Genomic DNA, 19,245 nt, shown 5'->3' on the forward strand with positions numbered 1-19,245 from the left:
CTCCTGGCCCCGCTCTCCCTCTCGGATCGGCTAGGTTTCGGACTCGGGCCGCCTGTCGCAAAGCGCATGACGCGCCTCGTCGATGACGAATCCGAAGCGGCCGCGATCGCGATATTCGTCTTGCGGAACGAGAAAGGCGCGCTCGGGACCTCGCCCGCGGACGCCGCCCCTGGCGGCGACGCATTCGACCATGCCCGGGTGGCAATCGGACGCGATCGCAGAGATTACGATCCAGTGGTCGGCATGTTCCTCGCGAAAGCGGCGCTCGTCTTTTCCGAAAGATTCGCCCGGCGCGAGCGTCACGCCGGCGATCTCCTCATAGGCGTCGGGACACCAATTCTTGATCGTCGCGACGGCGGCGTCGTAATGGTCTTTCGAAAAAAGCTCCGGGAAAGTGAACGCGACCTTCGCCCATGCGCAGTCTTCCTCGTAATAGCCATCGGCCTCCCGCAACAGCGGATGGACCTTGGCGTTGCGTAGGGCGTCGAGCCTGAAGCCGCCATGCGAGGGCGTGCTGTAGAAAACGATCCCCTCGGCGTAGAACTTCTCACGGTCCGCTGCGCCCCAGGGCGTGTGGATGGACATGTTTCTGTTCTCCTCGAAAAGATGAGTGCCCGGCGCCGCGTCGGCGAACCAGCGGCGGCTGGGCTCACAGGGATTGGTTCGGGTGGAAAGCGCCGTTATTCGGCGGCGCCGAGGAAGGCGGGGAGCTCCGTAGCCGTCGCTGCCGATGACGCGGGCGCTTCTGCTCGCGGCGACGATTCGACTCCCGGCGTGCGCAGCAGCTCGGGGAGCCAGCCTGAATCGGCGAGCATACGCTCGGCCTCCTGCGCCATGTCGGATTTTTTGAGGTGGGCGATGAGCTCCGCCGCATTGGCGCCCTTCGCTTCGCGCACCGCTTCGAGAATGCGCGCCTTGGGCACGCGGCCGAGATAATTCTCGGCGGTCGGCCTCCAGCCGGCGGCGGCCATGTCGAGGGTCAACGCCCGCGCAAGCTGATCGGCATGGCGCTTGCGCCCCGGCGCGCGATTCCATGGCTCCTGCACGGCGTTGACGGTGAGCGAGGCGCAATGAGCAAAGAGCGCCATGCGGCTCTCCGCGTCGAAGCCGATGAGCGCTTCCCACAAGTCCTCGGGGTCTTCGGGCAATTGTTTCGCCCAATGCTCATGGCGCGCGTCGACGGATTTTGCCGGCCGACACTCCTTGAGATCGGGACCCTGCACGGGGAACCCGCTGCTTTTGGCCGTTATCTCCAGGCAGCTATCCGTCGCAAAGTGGTAAAAGGTTGAAAGGACGAGGGCGTGAAGGACGGCGAGAAAAGCCGTCTGCGGATCCTGCGCCAGAGCGTCGCGCAGCGCGAGCGTGCGCTGCGCCGTAAGCTCCATCACCAGCCGCTCGGACAGCGGCTTGAGCCCGTCGTCTTCGGAGTCCGCTTCAACGGCGGCGGCGGCGGCGCCGGACGCGGCTGCGGGCGGCGCGTTTCCGCGGGAATCGGCGCCGTGGTCGCGATGTCCCGCGTCCGAGCCGAGACCTTCCGCCACGCCGTCGGCGCCATCGGCCTCAATATGTCGCGCTTCGTCCTCGGGGCGAACATAGCCGCGTTCGACCTCGAGCCGTCCGTCGCCGTCGATGCTGACGAAGGCGCCGGCGCGGGTGACGTCGTGCGCGTCATAACGCGCCGGGCGATTCTCGAAGGCGTCGAGCGCCGCTTCGATTTCGGCGAGACGCCGGTCGATATCTTCGGGCAAATCTTCCTCATTCTCCTCCATGTAGCGCTGCTCCAACTCCTCCAGCTCGTGGCGCAGCGCGTCGCGTGTCGTCCGCTCCTCGTCCGTGAGCGGCTCCGTTTCGCCCGCGATGCGGCGCAGCCCGGCGGTGTGGCCATAGGGAAAATCGGCCGCGACTTCGACCCATTTCCATCCCTCGGCGCGGATGGCCTCGGCTTCGCGGTCGAGCTTCTCGGCGACGAGTTTTTCGAGCAGCGCCGCGTCGCGCAGCCAGCCGCCGTCGTCATCGGCGAAGAGATCGCGCAGCATCGCGCCGCCCGCCGCTTCATAATCGGCGACCCCGACGAAGCGCGCGCGCTTGTCGCTCGCGCGGACGGCGCTTTCGGTGAGCAGCCTCTTGATGCGATAGGGCTCCTTGCTCCAATCGCGTTTGATCGCCTCCCAAACCTGTTCCTGCCGCGCATGCTCGTTCGACACGGCGAAGGACATGAGCTGTTCGAGGCTCATCTCGTCTCGCGCATAAAGTTCGAGCAGCTTCGGCGAGACGGACGCGAGCTTCAAGCGCTGGCGCACGACATTGGGAGTGACGAAAAAGCGCGCGGCGATCTCTTCGTCGCCGAGGCCCTGTTCGCGCAGCGCCTGGAAAGCGCGGAACTGATCGAGCGGATGCAGATTGACGCGCTGGACATTTTCGGCGAGCGAATCCTCTTCGAGGAGTCCGTCCTCGCGAATGACGCAAGGGACGGGCGCGTTTTTTGCGAGCCGCTTCTGCTTAACGAGCAATTCGAGCGCGCGAAACCGCCGCCCGCCGGCTTGCACTTCGTAGAAGCCCTCGCGGCCGGGGATGGGACGCACGCTCAAAGACTGCAACAGCGTGCGCCGCGCAATGTCCTCCGCGAGCTCCTCGATGGAGACGCCCGCCTCAACGCGCCGCACGTTGCGATCGCTCAAGGTGAGCTTATCGAACGGAATGTCCTGCGAACGAGAGAGCGCGATCTTATCGATTTTCGCCATGTCGGTTCTCCACGACGGGCCGGGAAAAGCCTTCTTTTCCCCTTGCAAGCCCGTCGCGAAGACCAAAGCCTCCCTCTTCCTTTTTTCGCGGCTCCATCGCGGCCCGATGTAAGGGCAGATTGTGGACCTCGGCCCCGGCCGCCGCATAGGCTTTGGCGACGTCGAGCAAGGGCGCATAGGACAGCGCCTTCCATGGCGCGGGGTCCGGCGCCCGTCCGACCGCGATCATCGGCCCTTTGATCGCGAGTATCGCCACCCTTTCGAATGCGGCGCGGCGCGAGTCGATGACGGGAAGCCCCGCGGCGATGGCCTGCTCTTTGACGGCCTCGCAGTCGTAGCCCGAGAGATAGCCGTTGGCGTAATTCAACGAAAAGCCGCCGCGTCCAATAAAGAGATGGCCGCCCTCGGTTCGAAGCGCCCTGGCGACGGCGTCGCTGTAATCGTAGCTCATCGATTGAACCTCCGCGACGAGCGGCCGGGAAACGTCCCTGGCCATTGAGACTCGTCAAGGCGGCAAGGGCCGCCCTCGAACGCGAGAGCGGCCCAACCGAATGGGCGATGGTTGTGACGTTCGGCCGGCGATCCGCCGGACGAAGATTATTTCGGCGCGGGGAACTTGCTGGACCACCGGCCGACGCCGGGGAAACGCGCCATGTCTTCTTCGCGCGCGAAATTCAGCATGCGCGGCGCCGCGCGATCGGCCATGGCCCAGCCCGCGCGCACGAGCCAGGCGTTGATGTTGTCGCTCTCGACGTAGCAGATCGACGAGAATTGACCGCCGGCGTCGCGCCCATGCGGCTCGCACGCCAGCGTTCGCCCTTGCAGAAATCTCGACAGCGCCGCCGCCGCCTCTTGCCCGCACGGCCAGTCCGAGCCGTCGCGACGCCGGCACGTCTCAGCGAGCGCAAGAGCGTGAATGCCATAAAGGCGATGTCGTTCGCCGTTCAGCTCAATGGCGCCGGCGTCGATGACTCGGGCCGGCCCCGAATGATCCTTCTTCAAGGCCGGCCAAAAGCAGACGAGCGCGAAAAACAAAATGCCCGCGCCGGTGGCTTTCTTCGCGAAGGAAACCATCAGGCGGCCTCGCTTTCTTTTTGTGCGGCGCTTGCGCGTTGTCGCGCGTGCATCCAATCGGCGGCGGCCTGCGCTTTCGACGCGGCGGTGAAGATCGCGCGCCTGTCGTTCTCGAGCAGTTCGAGCCAGGACGAAAGATAGGCGGCGTGATCGGCGCGCGGATGCGCGGCGAGGCCCAGGTCGGCGAGGATCATCGCCGCCGTCAGTTCGGCGACGAGTTCTTCCGCCGCGACCGCCTGCTTCGTGAAGCGCCTGGAGAAATCGCGGTCGAGCCGATGGCTGGCCCCAGTGGCGTGCGCGCATTCGTGCGCGAGGGTCGAATAAAATCCAGTCGGTTCCGCGAAGCGCCCGAAGTCCGGCATATAGATGCGGTCTTCGCTCACCCTGTACCAGGCGCCGCTTGCGCCATAGGCGACGGGGATGCCGAGGGCGGTGAAGAAGGATTCGGCATGAGCGACGCGTTCGCTCTCTGGCAAGCGCGGCGCGTCCGGCTCCTCGTAGCCGTCGACCTGGGCGCGGTTGAACACGGCATAGCCGCGCGCGACGAAACGCGGACGCCCATCGTCGACATCGAAGACGTCGGCTTCGTCGATCGTCTCCTGTATCCGCCCTCGGATCTGCTTCCAGAACACGACGGTCGCAGCCTTCTCGCCCCTGCGCACCTTTGCGCCGCGCTCGACCCACTGCCGATACGTCGCCCACACCCCGTCGCCATAGCCCTTGGCGTGGGCGGCGATCCATAAGGCGAGGGTGTTGATGCCCCGATAGGGCTTGCGGGAAATGAGATTGACCGGCCGCGCGACGGACGAGCCGTCGTGACGCCACGGCATGTTCCACTCCCCGGCGCCGGCTTCCATCGCCGCGACGATTTCGTTCGTGATCCTAGCGTAAATGTCCGCACGCGCCTCGCTCATGGCGGTTCTCCGCGACGGGCCGGCGAAAGCTCTCTTTCGCCTGTCAAGCCCGTCGCGCGAGCCGCGCGGTCCTTTCGCTTTCTCAAAACCCGCAAGGAGGCAAGCCCCCGCCGAGCCAGGCCGGCTCAATGAAGGAGACGCCGATAGCCGCCGCCGATAAGCCGGTCCGCGCCGCGGATCAGCCGCTGCACGCGCGTGCGCAGAAAGCCGGCCTCCCAGTCGCGGCGAACGGCCGTTTCGCCGAAAAGCGCCCTTGCGATTTCGCGCTGGCTCGCGCCCGCTTGCATTCCGTCCCAGGCGCGCAGCATCATCGCGTAACGTGGGGCGCGCGTCTCGGGCGGATAGAGGCTTCTCGCGAAGGACCGGCGTCGGCGCAGATGGCAGAGACGCTCGAGCGTGAGCGCCTTCGCCTCGACGCCCTGAAAGCCGGAGAGCGCATAGCGCAGGCGCACGGGGCCCTCGAACGCGCTGCCGGCGACGATGGCGAGCTGAAGATGACGCGCGCCGTCGCTGAAAAGAATATGCTCGCAACTCTCGCAGCAAAGCGCTGAAACGAGATGCTCGAAACAGTGGACGTCGAAAGCGTCCGGGTGATCGCGCGCGATCGGCTCCGCCTGGACGGACAACACGAATGGATTGCAAGCGGGCGACCAGAAAATTAAAGAGCTCGCGGGCTCCGCGAAAGAGCGCCCCCCAATGTTCAAACATGCGAACGCGCGCGGAGCCAGCGAAGCAGGCGCGCGCAAAGACAGGTCGTCTCTTCGCGGTCGACGCTGTCGCTGGCCAGCGATCCTGCGACAATCTCGTAATCGCGACGAAATCACAATTTCGTTTGAGAAACTCGCCCGCCCAGCCTGGGCGGTCGAATTGCAGAAGCGATTCGTAGCTCTTGGCGTCGCGCCAATCGGCGAATGGCGGTAGGCTCGGCTGAGATAACTCCTCCATCATGGGGTCGTGGCCTCCCGTCCTGCCGCGCGCCGGTCGTCAGCGAAGACGAGCGCGCGGGTCGATCATGAGGCGGCGGAGGGACGACGATCCGTCTCGAAACAATCCCCGCATGGATTGCGCGCTCCGCCGTCGGCGTCGATCACTATCGATAACGGCAGCTGAGACCGATTCCACAAATTCGCTATGACTATCAAAAAAACGTGATGATTTAGGTCCCCGTCGAATGCTTGCGGATGCGACGCTGACGAAGGTCCAGTTCAAAATTGTTGCAACGGAAAGTTTAGAGACTTTGTCACGGATGGACCATGATCGGTTGGCAACATTTCATCGGCGTATAGCTCGTTTGCTGATCGTCGTCGCCGTGTGGAATCGAGCCGGAGACGCCGCCGCCCGGCCGCCGGACGTTTCTTCACATGCCCAAGACAACCTTGATCGATTTCGCGTCGGACATCGCGGCTCCCTTCGCAATCACTCGATCGCGGGGCGCTCACGGCGGAGTGATCGCCAGCCGCCTTCGAGTTCCAGGGAGCAATGGAGCCAAGTTCGCCACGGCGCAATTCGCCCTCCTGGCGCATGAGAGGGCCGCGATCGAGCTTTCCTGCCGGCTGGCGGAAAGCGATCGCGAAGAGACGCATCGCATATGCGCGGGGCAGTTCCATCTCATGCCCGCCGCGCGGCCCGCCGCCGTGCGCTGGAAAGGCGAGAAACAATCGCTTGTGATCGCCTTCGAAGAGAGTTTCCTCGCGCGCGTCGTTGGCGAGGCCTTCGACGGGAAGGCGCCGGAAGTCCGCAGCCAAGTCGCGTTATCGGATTCAGCGGTCGAGGCTCTGGTGGCCTGCTTGCGTCAAGAGATGACGCGAAACAGCTCTTGCAGCCGTCTGTGCCTCGAATATGTGGGAGCTTCGCTGGCCGTTCGGATTTTCGAAAGCTATGGCGACGGGGCCAAACCTCAATCGCAAGCCAAGGGCGGGCTCGGCGGATTCCGGCGAAAGCGGGTTTCCGAGTTCATTGAGGCGCATCTGGGTGAACATCTCAGCCTTGCCGCGCTCGCCGCCGAAGCCGGGCTGAGCGCGCATCATTTCGGCAAGGCGTTCAAGCAGAGCTTCGGCGTTACTCCGGGCGGCTATGTGACCAGGCGGCGCATTCATCGAGCGAAGGAACTCTTGCTCTGTGATCATCAATCCATCACGGATATCGCTCATGCTCTGGGCTTCTGCAGTCACAGCCATCTGTCCGAGGCGTTCCGGAAAACAACGGGCATGACGCCTTCCGAATTCCGCAAGAAGCCGGACTGAGCCCGAAGCCGGAGCGCGTTCGCCGCAGTCTGACATTGGGGATTCGAACTCGGCGCAATCGCCGCGAAACTTTTCGTGAGTGGCGCAGCCGAACGTCCCTGATCGGCGTTATGATGGCCGTAGGCGGCGAAGGATCAAAAACGACCGGAAGGCTGATATGCCGAAACTCGAGCCCGAAATCGCCGATGAGGCGCCCTGCTCTGCCGAATTCACCGCTTACGACGAGGAGCATCTCGTCACCTACCTCCGACTCCTCGACGCCGAGACCGATGGCGCCGATTGGCGCGAGGTTGCGCGGATCGTTCTTCGCCTCGATCCTGCAGTGGATCCGGATGGCGCCCGCCGCTGTTGGGAATCGCACTTGAAGCGCGCGAAGTGGATGAGCGGATACGGGTACAGATATTTTCTCAAAAAGCCGCGAGGCTCCTAGTCCTGGGAATGCGGGTTCGATGAGCATCGGGGCAAATTTGAATTTTTTGCGCCCGCCGAGAGTTGATGGATGCAAAGGCGTCATCGGTGACCGTCTCCGGCAAGCCGGGGATTGAGTAAGTCGATTTGTAACCCTTGAGCGTGCGATGATACCTTGTCATGCGCGCATGCCGGGCAGGCTCCGCTACACGCGGAACTCCATCCGATTGTCACGCGGGCGAATCCCCTCGACGCAAGTCGACGTTAACAGCAGCAGATCACCAGCTGTGAGGTCCGGCTTGCACAGGCCATGTAAAATTTTCGACGCGGAATTGTGGGTCAGTGCCGCGCCAGTAGCATGGTAGCTGTCTTAAAGTCACCAAACAAACATGTGACCGAGTTTGTCGAGCTGACGCGCCCGGGCTTCATAGTCTGGCATGATCGTTTCCAGCGAACGCCAGAAGCGGCGTGAATGGCTGTGTTCGAGAACATGGCAGGCTTCATGCGCGATGACGTAATCGACCAACGTCATCGGGGCCATGATCAAGCGCCAGTTCAACCGGATGCAGCCTCGGGCGTCGCAGCTTCCCCAACGTTTTGACTGATCAACGACCCGCACGATCGGAGGCACAATCGCGAGAAGTTCGGCCATCACGGAGGCGCGAGCAGGAAAATGCCGTTTGGCATGGTCGCGATACCAATGCCGCAAAGCGCCTCGCACGGCCGCGCGCCGAACCTCGGCCGTTGCATCCGGCTGAACCGGGGCGACGAAGGAAGCCCCGCGCGCCGTAACGCGTGAGAGAACGGCGTCGGCATCCAAGACGACCTTGAGGCGGTAGGGACGCCCCAGATAATAGAACGTCTCGCCGCTGACGAATTCTGGCGCGGCTACGACGCCGCCCAGCTCTTGATACATCGCCCGCTTGCGCAAGAGCCATGCGCCTTTCCGGCGGACGATCGCCACAACGCGATCGTCGTCCAGATCGGAGGGCGCCAGCACGCGAACGCCGTCATGCCCCACGGATATCGCGACTGTCTTCCGCCGCGCCGTGCGCTCGATTGCGAAACAAATCGCCTCGCCGCCAAAATCGAGGCTATGGGAAGCGGAAATGGTCATCGGGCCAACCTCGCGCGCGCCACGTCCATCACCTTGGCGGTGGCAGCTTCGATATTCGCCGCGTTCATCCCGAGCGCGCGCAATCGCTCCTTGATGGCGCGGCGCATTTGGCGTTGAACGTCCTCCTTATGCTGCCAGTCGACGACGGCGGCATAGTGCTCCAGCGCCTCGGCGACCTCCTTTGCAGCCGCCCCCTTGTCGCCCGTCGCGTCGCCGAGGAAAGGCAAGATTGCGCCTGCGGTTCCCGTTAAGCCCGCGCCTTTCCCGGTTCCCCCGGCCCGAATATTTGAAACCTGAGCGCCAATCTCTTGCAGTCGCTCCAAGGCGCTGGCGGCGGAAACGCGGGCCTCGCGCCGTTCGTTGACGATCTTCTCCAGTTGCTCCCACAAGGAGACATAGGCCGTCGGGTTTTCGTCCCGGTGAACATGGATTTCGTGACGGATAGCGTGCTCGATTTCCGCCGCCTTCGCTTCGGCGGAAGACAGGCTGTCGAGGTGCTGCTTGAAGGCTGGATCAAGAATGTCTCGCTTCGTCAAAAGCACTTCCACGCCTTCGGCCGAAAGATGCTTTGTGATGATCGCGCCGACTTTCGCGCCATAGTCCTTCGGGTCGAAAGGCTCTTGATAGTGTGCGCGCCGCGCCGTCACGCGCAATCGCGCGAGCCATTTGAGATCGCCGACATAGGGTTCTTCGAGTCCTTTTGGGTCGGGCAAGACCATGTCCATCGCTTCCGCGAAGCGCAAAAAATCCAGTTCGAATTTCGCGCGCACATCGTCCGGATCAAGCAGCGCGAGGCAGGTTGGTTCGTCCTTACGGTCGACGCTCTCGAACAGGCGCATGGCCGCGCGGTGGCGGCTTTCGAGAAGCTGAATTTTTTCGGAGAGCGGACGCAGCGCGCCGAGCACGCCGTCTTCTTCCGAAAACAACTCCAGCGCGTTGGCGATACGCCGATTGTCGCCCCAATAGTCGACCACAAGGCCATAGCTCTTGCCGTCCGCCGTTCGGTTGACGCGCGCGATGGCCTGCAAAAGCGTATGCTCGCGCAAGGGAGCATCGAGATAAAGCACTTGCTCAACGGGCGCGTCAAAGCCTGTCAGCAGCATGTCGCAGACAACAAGAATTTTTAACGGATCGTCGAATTTTTTGAACCGCGCAATGAGATCATCCCGCTCTCGCTTCGACAGATGATGGCGCTGGAGCCGCGCCGAATCATTATTCGATGTCGACATGATCAAGGCGCATTCCGGCGCGCCGAGTTTTCGCAACACCTCGACATAGCTCACGGCGACATCGCGACTGATTGTCACGACCTGCGCCTTGAAGCCGTTCGGTTCGATCGTGCTCCGGTAATGTTCGAGAATGTCCTTGGCGATCGCATCGACGCGAACGCTCGCGCCCGCAAGCTTTTCCTGAAGCCGCATCCCCCGCTTGAGCTTCTCAATCTCTTCGTCGGAAAGCTCGGGAAACTCGGCGCGGATATCGCGGTCAAGGTCACGCCCTTCAATCCGCAACCTCGCGTCGCGCATCTCGTAGAAAATCGGGACGGTCGCGCCGTCCTTTACGGCCTGGTCGATCAGATAGCGATGGATGTAGTCGCCGAACACCTCGCGCGTGCTGCGATCCTTCTTGTCGATCGGCGTGCCGGTGAAGGCGAGCATACAGGCGTTGGGCAGGCCGGCGCGCATTCTGGCGGCGAGCGCGCCATATTGCGTGCGATGCGCCTCGTCCACCATCACGAACACATTTCTGGCATCAGAGATGACTGCCGAGCGCTTCGGAACCGCGCTGTGGAATTTGTGCACGGTCGTTAAAACGGTCGTTCCTGCGCCACCGGAGAGGGCTTTACGCAGGGCTTCGCCGCTTCCGGCCTGAACCGGGTTCGGAAAACCCGAGCGCTTGAATTGGGCGGTAATCTGGTCGTCAAGGTCCGTGCGGTCCGTGACGATGACGAGCGTCGGATTTTCCGCCTCGGGCAAGCGGCGAAGCTTCGTCGCGAGAAACACCATGGTCAGCGATTTGCCGGAGCCTTGCGTATGGTGGATCACCCCGCCGCGCCGCTGCGGATTGATCGCTCCCCGGATGCGCTCTATCGCCTTGCCGACGGCGACGAATTGCTGATAGCGCGCGAGCTTCTTGACGCGGCGGCCGTCGATCGTCTCGAACATCACATAATTGCGCACAAGGTCGAGAAGGTTCGCGGGCGCGAGAAGCCCGGCGAGCAAAACGTCCTGCCCCGTCGGCGCGCGCCCGAGTTGGGCGGCCAGCGCGTCGAAACTCAGCGGATAAGGGTCTTTCCATTCGGCCCATTGGCGCGCGGGCGTTTGCGTCGTTCCGTATTTCGCCGCGTCGCGCGCGAGCGCGATGGAGAGTTGCGCCGTCTCGAATAGGCGCGGCGCGCCGAGGCCTGAAAATTCGTCGCGGCCCTCGTAGCGGCGGAACTGGCGAATGGCATCGCCCATGGGGTCGGCGAGAGCGGGCGATTTGCATTCGATAATCGCGAGCGGGAGCCCGTTCACATAGACGATCACATCCGGGATGATTTCCTGCCGTGGCCCTTTGATCGAAACCTGCCGCGCAAATTCGAAGACATTTGCGGACGGATCGTCGAAATCAAAAAAACGGATGGTGCGGTCCTGCCGCCGGCCCTTTTCCGTATGGGGCGCGGTGACGCCGTAGGAGAGCGACGTATGTGCGTTCTCATTCGCCTCCATGAGGTCGAGGGCCGCGATGCGCGTGACCGCCGCGACGGCGCGGCGCACGCCCTCTTCGTCGAGCCATGGATTGAGGCGCGCGAGGCATTCGCCGAGCCGCAGCGTGAGCACCGGCTCTGTGTTCAGCCCGTCGCGCAAACGCCGCACGTCATCGCCGGACAGCGGCTTGTAGTCGAACAGCACGCGCAACAATTCAGTGGCGGGTTCCTCCACCCATTCCAATTCGAGCCTGTCGCTGGCCTCGCTCATGCCGCCCGCCCCGACGTGTTGCGATGACGTGCGATGATGCTCGCTGGAAGACGAAGGCGCCCAGAAAGAAGCTCTTGTGCGAGGCCGACGCGGACAGCCTGAAGGCTCGACAAGAATTGCCTTTCCGAGGCCAAGCGATCGTAGCCGCTTTGGGCGAGAGCCACGATCTTATCCTGTTCCTTCGGCGATAAGACGGGGACAGGAAATGCGTTTAGACGCTCCAACGGAAATCGCTTCGTGCCGTGAGTTGCGGTCTCTATCTCGCCAAGCAGTTTGTGTTCGTTGATATCCAGCCAAAGCTTCAAGAAGCGCGGCTGCATCGACTTATTTGGGACGAAAGCTTTCACGTCTTGATTGAACGCGCACCTGACGGTGCTAATCGTTGACGGGACCGCGCGCGCGAGGATCATTCCGCGGACGACAAGGAGCAGCGTTCCCGGCTCGACAATACCAATTTGTTTAGCGGCGTCTTGCGAGATGTTGTCGATCGTCGAGGAAATGGTGGGGGCCTTGATGTCCTTCGGGCAAACCCAAGGGATGTCGCCGTCCCAATTTCCGTCTGTCGCCGTCGCTGGCGTTCCGCCACTCAGCCAACGTCCGGCCTTACCAATGCGAGACCATCTCAATGTTTTTTGTCGTTGGTGAAAATAGCTTTTGATAAGTGACGTTTGGGTTTGGGAAATTGTGTCGATCAGCACTTCCGTCTTCGCGATAGCCATCTCCACCGCGCCCAAAGCCTCGGCAATCGCGCGCTGTTCGGCGAGCGGCGGGATGCTGAGGCGCGTCGCCAAGAATTCATCAACGGGAACGCGATTTGCCTTTCGTGATCCGATCGCCGAGAACTTAAAGCGACCATAAAAGCTGGGGCGAGCGACGGTTTTCAAAAACCAATCTGGGTCGACCTTACCAACGAAATCGAAGGCCGGAAGATCAAGCGTCGTTTCATATCCGTCCAGATGCTCGGGGATAATCCCGAAAGCGCCGTTCAGACAATCGAGCTTGCTGTAAGCAAACTGGCCAGCTCGTCTAATAAAATAATTCGTTGCTTCGCTCCCGCCGCGATCGGCGCTCGCGACGACGCCTCGCCCATACAGACGAATGGTCAACTTCTTTGCGCTGCTTCCGTTGCTGCCCTTGATGCGGCTTTCTCGAATGAGATCGCCAATCTTCGTCAAGGGCCATGCGCTATCACCCGACATAGCCCATCTCCTTGAGAAGGGCGTTCATGCGCGCGGCGGCTTCGTCGCGAGCTTTCTCAGCTGCCCAGAGCTTGTCGAGTTCGGCTTTCACATCGATCGGCTTTTCCGGCTCCAGCGTGTCGATGTAGCGGGAGATGTTGAGGTTGAAGTCGTTCTCCTCAATTTCCGACATGTCGACGACGCGGCAGAAGCGGTCTTCGTCCTTCCACGCCTTGAACGCGTCGACGATGCGCTTGATATTGCCGTCGCCCAAAATATTTTTCTTCGGCCGCTCTTCGAATTCCTTCGCGCCGTGAATGAACAGCACCTTGCCCTTGCGCTTGGCCGGCTTGGCCCTGTTGAGGATCAACACTGTTGCGGGAATGCCCGTGCCGGCGAAGAGATTTTCCGGCAGGCCGATAATGGCCTCGAACAAATCCACCTTCAGCATCCCCTCGCGAATGCGCCCGTCGCCCGAGCCGCGAAACAAGACGCCATGCGGCATGACCACGCCGCACACGCCTTTCGCATTGAGCGTCGCCACCATGTGTTGCACGAAAGCGAGGTCGCCCATGTTCTTGGGCGGAATGCCATAGACGAAACGGTTGTGGCCCTTCTTCTCGTTTTCGCCAGAAACATCTTCCGCGCCCCAGGCGTCCAGCGAGAAAGGCGGATTGGCGATGACGCGATCGTAAAGGATCAGATTGCCCTCCGCGTCCAGCAGGCGCGGATTGCGGATCGTGTCGCCCTTTTCAATCCGCGCGTCGCGCAGCCCATGCAGCAACAGGTTCATCTTGGCGATGGCCCATGTGCCGAGGTTCTTCTCCTGCCCGTGCAGCGTGACATTGATCGGCTGCCCAAGGCGCTTGCCCTCGGCCTGCGCGATATGCTCGGCGCATTGGATCAGCATGCCGCCCGAGCCGCAGGTGGGGTCGCTGATGCGCATTCCGGGCTTGGGGTCCAGCAAATCGACGATGAGGCGCACGACCGGATGCGGCGTGTAGAACTCGCCGCCCTTCTTGCCGGCGTCGTCCGCGAATTTGTCGATCAGATATTCATAGGCGCGCCCGAGCATGTCCGGCTCGGAGAGCGAGGCGTTGGAAAGATCGATGCGCGAGAAATGATCGATCAGACGCCCGAGCACGCCCTCGCGGTTCTTGGCGTCGCCGAGCCGCGCTTCCGAATTGAAATCAATATTGGCGAGCACGCCCTCAATTGCGGGGTTCGCGTCTTCGATGGCGGCGCAGGCCTTGTTGAGATGATCGCCAACGCCCGCCGTCAGCTTCTTGAGTTCCGACCAGCGCTGTTGGTATCTGAGTTGGTATCCGATGCGCGGCCGCGCATAGAAACCTTTTTAATAACAAACCCCTATTAGCAAGACCTGTTTCCGCCCCTGGGCACCATTAGCCCGCAGATAGTCGAGATACTTCAGCCATTTACAGGCAGTCGGCTAAGCAGGTCCCACACCTCTTCGAATGCTGATGCGGATCGCCATTTCCCGAAACGGGCCATTTTCTGGTCACGACACACATATTGAAGCCGTTCATCCAAGCGCTCGACAGCGTCGGGAACGAGTTGCCCTGCCTGCGCCTCGCCGCCGATTGTCTTCAATCAGCCGAAATGCAAACGTGCGGTGCGATACGCGCGTTATTTTGGAATAATCCCTCTAGCCATAAGCCGGCCCAAAACCAGTTCGGGGTTGTTTGGAACGATGTTGAGCATCGTCTGTTCCTGACCTTCCAGCGATGAGAAAGGCATATTTTCGAAGTGCGCCGTCGCCTCTTCCAGCGTCAGGGGAAGTCCGCGCGTCTCGGGGTTAAAGCCCGTCACCACTGTCAGGCCGGTCCAGGCGGTCGCGATCGTGAAAATATCGAGGTCCGGCCGAAAATGTTTCAGACAGACAACGGTCTTCCAGACATCGCCCGAATAGAATCGCCTTTGACGATCCGGCCTTTGCGTCGGCTCGTCGAGCGGCGCCGTATCGTGGAGCAGGACGACCGAATGCGCGTCGCAATATCTCTCCGTATTGAGGAAATCCTTGAGGCTCTGTGAAAAGACATGCAACCCGTCGATAAATGAGAGCGCCAGCGGCCGCCCGCTCAAAACGGGGTCCAGTCCGCGCCGCGCGAAAAACAAATCGCTTTCTTCACAAAAGATATGGCTTTCAGTGGTCAACGCCGCATTGATCATGGGCGCGGGATCCACTCCGATCGAGCGGGTCGGCGGGCGGGCGCAGGCCAAGGACTGCCCTCTTGCAACGCCAATCTCCAGATATGTCTCAGGTTTGAGCTCTGCGTGCAGACGCGCCAACCAGACAAGGTAGTTGTCTCCAGGGAAGCGAAGTTCGGAGAGTCCCACATGGGCCTCCACCAGATCTTCCTCGAAATTTAACGCGGCGCAATATTCGGAACGAGCCGCGGAGGCGTCTCCCAGCAGCCGGTAAGCTGTCGCGCGCGCAAGATGAAACCTGGCGCGTTCATGGTCGGCGGGAATCTCGCCCGTCAGCCAATGGCCCGCGTGAGCCAGCAGTTTTTGGGGCGCCGGCTCCTCTGGCGCGAGGCCGCGCGCGATGCGCGCGACGGCGGCGCTCGCAGCAAAACGTCGCTGTCGGAATTCGCTTTGAGCGAGCTCGACAAGCGCCGATACGGTCGGATCAGCGGACTGGGCGGAGGGCGTCGAAGACCAGAGAGACCGATCGAACGCAAGACCGAGAGGCCCACCCTGCGCAGCGTTGCGCGCGGGCTCAAGAGAGGCGCGCAGAAAGTGGAGATGGGCGGCCGGAGGCAGGACGCCGATAAAGGTCCTTTTTTCCGCATTGGGCGGCGCCCAGCGATGGCCGCGGATGGCCTCGTATTGGTCGAGCCATCCGGAAAGCGACCGCGAGAAATCCTGGAACGGTGCGTTTGTCGCGACGCCGCCATGCAGCTGATGAAACGTTCCTTCGCCGAGAAGAATGACGAGTTCGGCCTCGGGCAATTCAAGGGCCCTGCGAAAAATGTCCAAATTCAGCAGTCCGCCTCCCGGCGCGTCGAAGCGCTCGTCGGCGCCGCCGAGCGTCTGCCAGACCTCGCGCTTCAGGAAAATCGCGTTCGACTCCGCGATGGGGCTGAACCACCCATCGACCGAAGATCCGTCCAGCGCGCCGATTTCAAACAACCGGTAACCATCCTGACGCCAATCGATCGACGCGAGGGCTTCGTCCTCGCGCGCGGCGTCGTACCCATGTGCGATCGACCATCTCTGATGGTCGCAGCCAAGGTACCAACCCAGGCACGCGACGACAGAAACCGGATAGGCGGCCACGCCCGTTCGAGCAAAATGGAGAAGTCCGGGCGTGACGATCCGAGCGCCGTCTATCATCACGCCTATGACCCCTCCTCGCGCGGCGGCCAGCCCGACATTGATGGCCATGGCCGGCGACGAAGGCGCGGGGTCGATCCGGATAAGGCGGAAATTTCCTTGCAATTCGCCCAGGACCGCAGCGTCAAACGCGGGCGAGGAGCCATTGTCGACGACAATAACTTCATAGTCGTCCGCTTGGATGTGGCGCTGATAAACCGACGACAGCGAATACAAAGTGCGAGGCGCTTCTCGATCCATGTTGTGGATAACCACCACAACGGAAACATCGGGCCTCTTCGTTTCGCCGCAAGTCATTCCTTTTGCTCCCTAACCGCGCGCCGAGCCGCCGATCGACGGCAGCACATTTGCTGAGAAGCTTCCAAAAAACAAGGATTCGTAACTGGGCTGTTCATAGGCGACCCCCCTTATCTCCAGGTATTCCTTGGCGAAAGTGTCCCATGGATGATGGATGGCGTTGGTCGCGACGCCGCCATGCACCTGGTGGAAGGTGCCCTCGCCAAGCAGAGTCACAATCAGCCCTGCGGAGCGCACGGCGCGCGAGAGAATGTCGAGATTGGCCAACCCGCCGCCGGGCGTTTGAAACCTTTCGTCGAATCCGCCAAGCTCCGCCCAGAAGGATTTTTGGAGAAAGAGCGCGTTGCTTTCGCTGATCGGCTTGAACCAGCCCTGGGCGGAGGAGCCGGCAAAAACCGAGATGTCAAAAAGCCGATAGCCATTTTCCCGCCAGCCCGCTTGCGCCAGGAGCTGATCCTCCACAGCCTGATTGTAGCCTTCTCGAACGCTCTTCATTTGCACCTCGAAACCGAGATGAAAACCAAGAGTGAGTATCGCGGCTCTGTCGCCGATTTGATTCGCCAATGCTGCGAGCGAGAGCATTCCAGGCGAAGCCATCCGGGCTCCGTCGATCATGACCCCAACCAGATTCCCGCGCGCTTCGGAGATGCCTTTATTTATCGCGCGGACAGGCGAAACGCTCGCGTCGCGCATCCGGATCAGCCTGAAGTTTCCTTCGAGCTCTTGGAGAACGCCGGGGTCAAAAGGAGGGGAGGAGCCATTGTCGACGATAATTACTTCGTAGTTTTCAGGCCTGATGTTTTTTTGGTAAGCGGCGGAAAGCGTAAAAAGCGTTCGGGGCGCCTCCCGCTCCATATTATAGACGATGACGACCACGGACAGGGTCGGCGCGGATTGCTCATTTTTCATTGGGTTGATCCATCAAGGGGGCGTCATCGGGGCGTGCGACGCGAATTCGATGCGGACGATTGCGAGGCGTGGGGCGCGTTTGGTCCGTACCGCGCCGCGAGGCGCAGGAAGTCCGGCAAACGGCGGAGCGCACGCAAGATAGCGGCGCAATCGCCTTGCAGGAAGGGGAGGAGCCGCCCGCGACGCGCATCGGTCAATGCTTTGATTTCGGCCCTGCGTCGTGCGAGCGCGCCTGCCCGCAATCTCCGTTCGTCAAATGTTTCCGCCGTAGCGGAGTTGGCGGGAGCCTCCGCCAGAGACCAGATTTTGCCATGTGTTTTCCGCAGGTTGGGCGTCCACCAAGCGCGAATGCGACATCATGAGTAATGTTTCAGCTATATCGGATCCTGGCGTGCCGACGCGCGCTCTTCCGAAAGATCTGCGGCCTTCGAAGATGGGCGCGCCGCATTGAAATCATGGCGATCTCCGTGAAAACGAGTCCGGAGGGCCTGCTTTATTTTGTCCAAACGGCCGAGACTCCTAGCTTATTAATCTTTACAGGACCGCGGCTTCGCAATATGGTGCGGCGTCATTTAGGCTAAGCGATCTCTCAATTTACAGTCTCCAGGAGGGAGCCGTGAACATTTTCAAAGCTCTTGGGTGCGCCTTTATTGGGTGCTTCCTTACAACTGTGACGCCTGCGTCCGCCCAGGTTGTGACGAATGGCAAGATCACGATGTTTCAGATGAAAGTGGACGCCAACGCGTCTGGTCGTCTGGATTATCAAAACGCAATTCCGTTCCCGACGCCTCAATCGAATGTGCGCCCGCAGCTTGCTCCGGGCGTCCAGGGCGTCGGCGTGACGCCTGGTTCCTCCAAAGGGAGCGAGGGAACGGGCGAGACTAGGCCGGTGCAGCTTATTCCGGCGCTTACGCCTGAGCAGTTGCTGGCGAAGCAACTGAAGACCCCGGCGCCGCAAGAATACGGGACTTTGAACCATCCCTTCACCACCTCACGGTCCAACGCCTATTACAACACCACGACTCAATATTATCCGTTCCGTGCGGCCGGTAAATTGTTTTTCCTGATCGGCAACAGCACCTACGTATGCTCGGCTTCGCTGATCAAGCCCGGGGTGATCGTCACCGCCGCCCACTGCGTCGCGAACTACGGCGCGAACCAGTTTTATAGCGGCTGGCAGTTCGTTCCGGCCTACAATAACGGACAGGCGCCCTACGGAACCTGGAACGGCAAGACCGCGGTTATTCTGACGGCTTATTACAACGGCTCGGACAATTGCGCGGTTAGCGGCGTTGTCTGTCCTGACGACGTCGCCGTGATGGATCTTTACACGCCGGGCGGAGCGATGCCGGGCACGACAACTGGGTGGTTCGGTTACGGATGGGACGGGTACGGCTTCGTGAACGGTTTGACCCAGATCACGCAGCTTGGATATCCGGTCGCGCTGGATAACGGCGTCTTCCAGGAACGTACGGACTCCTATGGCTACAGGGACTCCTCGTTGTCGAACAACACGGTCATCGGATCGTTGCAGACGGGCGGGTCAAGCGGCGGGCCGTGGCTTGTGAATTTGGGGACGCCGCCGGTGATTACGGGAGCCACCAGCTTTGGCGCCGCCGCCTCGCACAACATCGTCGTGGGCGTCACGAGCTGGGGGTATACCGACCCGCAATATAAGGAACAAGGCGCCGCGCCGTTTACAAGCGGCAATATCTCAGTGCTTGTAAACTATATTTGCGGAATCAGCCCCGGCAAATGCTGAGGACGCCAATAGCAAACGCCAAGAACCTTGCCTGAAAAAATAGTTGGTCGGCCTCGCGCCTTGCCTTAATCCGCCCGGTTCTCCGAACCGTCCAGGATGCGAAGCGTGTAACGAGGCCGACCAACAACTCTATTTCATCAAGGCGCGCCCGCCAGTCGGCCTTTCACAGAGATGTTTTTGAAGGGCGTGAGAATTCAGGGGCGTCCTTAAAAGAAGGGCGCGGTTTCCTACCTTCGCGCCGACTGCCCATTGCAGCCTTCGCCCAGAGCGCGCCGCCAAACA

The 19,245-nt window shown here is 61.5% G+C and carries 15 protein-coding genes and 3 pseudogenes; 3 read left to right on the forward strand and 15 right to left on the reverse strand.

The features are described from left to right. Positions 1–30: 30 nt before the first annotated feature. The 8 genes and pseudogenes from ACNHKD_RS03000 to ACNHKD_RS03035 all read right to left on the reverse strand — a co-directional run bounded on the left by ACNHKD_RS03000 (position 31) and on the right by ACNHKD_RS03035 (position 6,474). Positions 31–585: a DUF7007 domain-containing protein gene (locus ACNHKD_RS03000; RefSeq protein WP_442755644.1), complete on the reverse strand. Its 555-nt coding sequence runs from the start codon at positions 583–585 to the stop codon at positions 31–33. Positions 586–680: 95 nt separating this feature from the next. Further along, positions 681–2,741 (reverse strand): ParB/RepB/Spo0J family partition protein, encoded by a 2,061-nt coding sequence (locus ACNHKD_RS03005; RefSeq protein WP_442755645.1) that lies wholly within the window; start codon positions 2,739–2,741, stop codon positions 681–683. Continuing rightward, positions 2,725–3,237, reverse strand: coding sequence for a hypothetical protein (locus ACNHKD_RS03010; RefSeq protein ID WP_442755646.1), 513 nt, complete (start codon positions 3,235–3,237; stop codon positions 2,725–2,727). Before ACNHKD_RS03010 ends, ACNHKD_RS03005 begins: the two co-directional genes overlap by 17 nt. A gap of 101 nt (positions 3,238–3,338) precedes the next feature. Beyond that, the gene (locus ACNHKD_RS03015; protein WP_442755647.1) at positions 3,339–3,815 is read right to left on the reverse strand and encodes a thermonuclease family protein; all 477 of its coding nucleotides are present in this window, start codon (positions 3,813–3,815) and stop codon (positions 3,339–3,341) included. After that, entirely contained in the window at positions 3,815–4,729 is a 915-nt protein-coding gene (locus ACNHKD_RS03020; RefSeq protein WP_442756827.1) for an ArdC family protein, read from the reverse strand. The genes ACNHKD_RS03015 and ACNHKD_RS03020 overlap by 1 nt, the downstream gene beginning before the upstream one ends. Positions 4,730–4,854: 125 nt before the next feature. Next, positions 4,855–5,358 (reverse strand): DUF2285 domain-containing protein, encoded by a 504-nt coding sequence (locus tag ACNHKD_RS03025; protein ID WP_442755648.1) that lies wholly within the window; start codon positions 5,356–5,358, stop codon positions 4,855–4,857. 175 nt (positions 5,359–5,533) lie between these two features. Then, positions 5,534–5,677, reverse strand: a pseudogene (locus tag ACNHKD_RS03030) (transcriptional regulator domain-containing protein); the annotation flags it as partial. Positions 5,678–5,934: 257 nt separating this feature from the next. Then, complete coding sequence (locus ACNHKD_RS03035; protein ID WP_442756946.1) at positions 5,935–6,474, reverse strand: hypothetical protein; 540 nt, start codon at positions 6,472–6,474, stop codon at positions 5,935–5,937. A 54-nt stretch (positions 6,475–6,528) separates the two neighbouring features. Here ACNHKD_RS03035 and ACNHKD_RS03040 point away from each other — a divergent pair, with 54 nt between their 5' ends. Continuing rightward, entirely contained in the window at positions 6,529–6,972 is a 444-nt protein-coding gene (locus ACNHKD_RS03040) for a helix-turn-helix transcriptional regulator (RefSeq protein WP_442756828.1), read from the forward strand. A gap of 157 nt (positions 6,973–7,129) precedes the next feature. After that, positions 7,130–7,402, forward strand: coding sequence for a DNA -binding domain-containing protein (locus ACNHKD_RS03045; RefSeq protein ID WP_442755649.1), 273 nt, complete (start codon positions 7,130–7,132; stop codon positions 7,400–7,402). A gap of 354 nt (positions 7,403–7,756) precedes the next feature. On the opposite strand, the gene ACNHKD_RS03050 is transcribed toward ACNHKD_RS03045, so the two are convergent. The 7 genes and pseudogenes from ACNHKD_RS03050 to ACNHKD_RS03080 form a co-directional block, all read right to left on the reverse strand. Next, positions 7,757–8,497, reverse strand: coding sequence for a M48 family metallopeptidase (locus tag ACNHKD_RS03050; RefSeq protein WP_442755650.1), 741 nt, complete (start codon positions 8,495–8,497; stop codon positions 7,757–7,759). Then, a complete protein-coding gene (locus tag ACNHKD_RS03055) occupies positions 8,494–11,457 on the reverse strand; it encodes a type I restriction endonuclease subunit R (protein ID WP_442755651.1) in 2,964 nt (987 codons plus the stop codon). Before ACNHKD_RS03055 ends, ACNHKD_RS03050 begins: the two co-directional genes overlap by 4 nt. Continuing rightward, positions 11,454–12,656 (reverse strand): restriction endonuclease subunit S, encoded by a 1,203-nt coding sequence (locus tag ACNHKD_RS03060; RefSeq protein ID WP_442755652.1) that lies wholly within the window; start codon positions 12,654–12,656, stop codon positions 11,454–11,456. Before ACNHKD_RS03060 ends, ACNHKD_RS03055 begins: the two co-directional genes overlap by 4 nt. Continuing rightward, positions 12,646–13,938, reverse strand: a pseudogene (locus tag ACNHKD_RS03065) (N-6 DNA methylase); the annotation flags it as partial. The pseudogene ACNHKD_RS03065 and the gene ACNHKD_RS03060, both read right to left, overlap by 11 nt. A gap of 344 nt (positions 13,939–14,282) precedes the next feature. Continuing rightward, positions 14,283–15,005: a class I SAM-dependent methyltransferase gene (locus ACNHKD_RS03070; protein ID WP_442756947.1), complete on the reverse strand. Its 723-nt coding sequence runs from the start codon at positions 15,003–15,005 to the stop codon at positions 14,283–14,285. A gap of 1,047 nt (positions 15,006–16,052) precedes the next feature. After that, positions 16,053–16,292: pseudogene (locus tag ACNHKD_RS03075) on the reverse strand (glycosyltransferase family 2 protein); the annotation flags it as partial. A 12-nt stretch (positions 16,293–16,304) separates the two neighbouring features. Further along, complete coding sequence (locus tag ACNHKD_RS03080) at positions 16,305–17,201, reverse strand: glycosyltransferase family 2 protein (protein ID WP_442755653.1); 897 nt, start codon at positions 17,199–17,201, stop codon at positions 16,305–16,307. Between the two features lie 616 nt (positions 17,202–17,817). Between ACNHKD_RS03080 and ACNHKD_RS03085 the strand changes: the two genes are divergently transcribed. Continuing rightward, positions 17,818–18,963, forward strand: a complete 1,146-nt coding sequence (locus ACNHKD_RS03085) for a trypsin-like serine peptidase (protein WP_442755654.1) — start codon at positions 17,818–17,820, stop codon at positions 18,961–18,963. The last annotated feature ends 282 nt before the right edge of the window (positions 18,964–19,245 follow it).

This window comes from Methylocystis sp. JAN1, from assembly GCF_052186135.1.
Classification (GTDB): Bacteria; Pseudomonadota; Alphaproteobacteria; order Rhizobiales; family Beijerinckiaceae; genus Methylocystis.

Bases quoted from the DNA above. Each gene is read 5' to 3' on its own strand.
- ACNHKD_RS03000 (WP_442755644.1), bottom strand. From the start codon at position 585: ATGTCCATCCACACGCCCTGGGGCGCAGCGGACCGTGAGAAGTTCTAC.
- ACNHKD_RS03005 (WP_442755645.1), bottom strand. From the start codon at position 2,741: ATGGCGAAAATCGATAAGATCGCGCTCTCTCGTTCGCAGGACATTCCG.
- ACNHKD_RS03020 (WP_442756827.1), bottom strand. From the start codon at position 4,729: ATGAGCGAGGCGCGTGCGGACATTTACGCTAGGATCACGAACGAAATC.
- ACNHKD_RS03010 (WP_442755646.1), bottom strand. From the start codon at position 3,237: ATGGCCAGGGACGTTTCCCGGCCGCTCGTCGCGGAGGTTCAATCGATG.
- ACNHKD_RS03015 (WP_442755647.1), bottom strand. From the start codon at position 3,815: ATGGTTTCCTTCGCGAAGAAAGCCACCGGCGCGGGCATTTTGTTTTTC.
- ACNHKD_RS03060 (WP_442755652.1), bottom strand. From the start codon at position 12,656: ATGTCGGGTGATAGCGCATGGCCCTTGACGAAGATTGGCGATCTCATT.
- ACNHKD_RS03050 (WP_442755650.1), bottom strand. From the start codon at position 8,497: ATGACCATTTCCGCTTCCCATAGCCTCGATTTTGGCGGCGAGGCGATT.
- ACNHKD_RS03055 (WP_442755651.1), bottom strand. From the start codon at position 11,457: ATGAGCGAGGCCAGCGACAGGCTCGAATTGGAATGGGTGGAGGAACCC.
- ACNHKD_RS03045 (WP_442755649.1), top strand. From the start codon at position 7,130: ATGCCGAAACTCGAGCCCGAAATCGCCGATGAGGCGCCCTGCTCTGCC.
- ACNHKD_RS03040 (WP_442756828.1), top strand. From the start codon at position 6,529: ATGACGCGAAACAGCTCTTGCAGCCGTCTGTGCCTCGAATATGTGGGA.
- ACNHKD_RS03080 (WP_442755653.1), bottom strand. From the start codon at position 17,201: ATGAAAAATGAGCAATCCGCGCCGACCCTGTCCGTGGTCGTCATCGTC.